The 2671-nt window shown below is 74.1% G+C and carries 1 protein-coding gene and 2 pseudogenes; all 3 read right to left on the bottom strand.

Features of this window, described 5'->3' with window-relative positions; genetic code table 11:
• A pseudogene (locus C1I95_RS33290) lies at window positions 1–444 on the bottom strand (type VI secretion protein); the annotation flags it as partial.
• Window positions 445–534: 90 nt separating this feature from the next.
• Window positions 535–2316, bottom strand: a complete 1782-nt coding sequence (locus tag C1I95_RS33285) for a VirB4 family type IV secretion system protein (protein WP_111220022.1) — start codon at window positions 2314–2316, stop codon at window positions 535–537.
• A 28-nt stretch (window positions 2317–2344) separates the two neighbouring features.
• Window positions 2345–2671: pseudogene (locus C1I95_RS33280) on the bottom strand (PrgI family protein); the annotation flags it as partial.

Here is a 2671-nt window from a genome sequence, read left to right as displayed (position 1 = left end):
GGGCCACGCCGCGCGGACAGCGGCTTCGACCGCTCCTTGCGGCACGGTGCCGGGCACCCATATCGAGATGAGGAGGTGCCGTCCGGTCCAGGCGTACTGCCAGGCCACATGCGGGGTGCCGTAGAGCAGCCGTCGGCGGCGCGAGGGGGTGAGGATGCCGGCGAGGTTGGCCCACAGGGCGGCGGCGCCGTGCTCGTCGACCTCCGGGGGTGGGGCGATGGTGACCAGCCGCCCGTCGGCGGCGTGGCACCGGTGTCGCCAGAGGTTGACGAGGTGACGGGCGGCGATCCACGCGAGGAGCAGGCCGGCGGCGACGGCGAGCAGCCAGGGCCGGTCGAGGGCCCAGTCGGTCGTGTCCAGGATCCAGCGGGTCACCGGCGATTCCGGAACGGTCGAGCCGGGGTCGGCGGGGGCGGGCGGTGAGTTGATCGACGCAGGTGTCATGGGTCGGGTGTCCTTCGTGGGTGTCGGACACGGCGTGGTGGTGCCGCGCCCGATGTCGGGTGCGGCGCCACCACGCCGGTTACGGTGGTGCTAGATGTCGTCCTCGGCGATCAGGTCGAGCGGGTTCGTGGTCGCCAGGTCGTGTTCGGCGGCGCTGGAGATCGCCTCGAAAGCGGTGCGGTTGGTGCCACTGACGAGCAGTCCCTGGCCTCGGCTGGCGGCCAGGAGCAGGCGCCGCTCGCCGGCGGTGAGACCGAACGCGTCGCCGACGGCGTCGATGGCCTGGGGTGCCTGGCGCAGCAGGATCTGGGTGGCGGCGTTGGCGACCACGGCCTGGCCGAGGTCGCTGCCGAGGACGTCGGCGGCGTCCTGGGTGACCACGGTCAGCCCGGTGTGGCGTTTGCGGCCGGCCTTGGACAGGCGGAACAGGAACTTGGCGCCTTCGCCGTCGCGCATGAGCAGCCATGCCTCGTCGACGACGACGAGGCGACGTGGCGGCGGTCCGGCGGCGGGCGGGGCGTCGACCTGCCGCCAGATCGAGTCGAGGGCCAGCAGCGTGCCGACGGTGCGCAGCTCGTCCGGCAGCTGCCGCAGCGACCACACGACCAGGTGTCCGTCCGGCCGGGTGGTGCTGGGCCCGTCGAACAGGTCTTTGAAGGAGCCGTCGATCCAGGGCGACAGTCGGGCGGCGAGCTGCGCCGCGGCGGGATCGGTGTCGGCCGCGAGGATCGCCGCGAGATCGCGCAGGAGCGGTGCGGGCCGGCGGTGGGTGCGGGAGTCGGCGGTGATGCCGGCCTGCCGGTAGACGGCGAGAATGGCCCGGTCCAGCGCCGCCCGCTCGGCCGGTGGCGGCAGCTGGCCGACCAGGACGCTGACGAGCGTGTGGAGAAAGAGACCTCGGCGGGTGAGCGCATCCGGTCGGGTGTCACCGGCGGGCAGGTCGAGGGGGTTGACCCGAACCCCGGGGACGCCGAGTCGCACCACCGTGCCGCCGACCGCGTCGGCGAGGCGCAGGTACTCGTCCTCCGGGTCGATGATCGCCACCTGGACGCCCTGGTAGAGGTGACGCAGTGTCTCCAGCTTCACCAGGTACGACTTGCCGGCGCCGCTTCGTGCCAGTACCACGGAGTTGTAGTTGTCCTGGGAGAAGCGGTCCCACCACACCACGCCGCTGCCGGACGGGTTGGTGCCGTAGAGGACGCCCCCGGTCGCGGCCGGTTCGCCGGGCAGCGGCGCCGGCAGGTCGGGTGAGGCGAGCGGGAAGGCGGCGGCGAGGGCTTGGGTGTCCATGGTCCGCAGCATCCGCAGCCCGTCGGTGGCCAGCGGCAGTGTGGTGGTCCAGCCGGCGAGTTGCCGCCAGGTCGCGGGCTGGACCTCAAGCAGGGTGGACGCGGCGGCGGCCTTGACGCGGGCGCACGCCTGCAGGAGTTCGTCCTCGGTACGGGCGTGGACCGTGACGTAGAGGCCGACGCGGAACAGCTTGGCGGCGCCGCGGGCAACCCGGTCGGCGAGGTCGGCGGCGTCCTGCGCGGCGGCCTCGGTGTAGGGGTCGGTGAGCTTGCCCCGGTCGGCGTCGGAGCGCCGCGACGACTCCAGCCGGGCCCGCTGCGTGCGTAGCCGGGAGGCGGCGATCGGCGCGGGCAGCGGGTCGATGTGCAGGGTGACGTCCACCCGGCCGGGGTAGGACAGCAGCGGTTCCAGCCAGGCCGGGCCGACCTCGGCCGGGTAGCCGGTGACCACGAGGGTCGCGGTGTAGCCGTCGCCCACGCGCAGCCAGCGGGGTGTCACCTCCACGGACGCGGGCGTGACGGTGGCGGCGAGCCCGGCGGCCGTGCCGTTGGTGGCCGAGTCTTGCGTACCCGGACGTGCCAGGAGGTTTTTGATCACGATGCTCGTCTCCTCAGGTCGTGGGCGGTGTGCCGGTGCTGGTGATGACGGCGTCTGGGGTGGCCAGGCCGCCTGGGCGCGGCGGCCGGTAGGGGTCGGCGGCGGCGACGAGCGCCGCCGTGACGGCCGTCCCGTCCAGGGCGCGGGCGGTCACTCCGAGGCCGGACAACGCCCGGGCGGTGTCGTCGGCGCGCCGCCGTGCCGTGTGGCTGCCCCGTTCGGCGGGGGCGGTTCGGGTGACGACGAGGACCTGGCGGCGCAGCGGATCCCGGTGGGCCGCCAGGTCGGCCAGGAACGCGGCGTGGTCGGCGCAGGCGGCTTCCAGGGCGGGATGGGGTTG

This window comes from Micromonospora craterilacus (assembly GCF_003236315.1).
In the GTDB taxonomy this organism is placed as follows: Bacteria; Actinomycetota; Actinomycetes; order Mycobacteriales; family Micromonosporaceae; genus Micromonospora; species Micromonospora craterilacus.
Note: the sequence above shows the minus strand (reverse complement) of the source record. Positions and strands in the feature narration are given on the sequence as shown.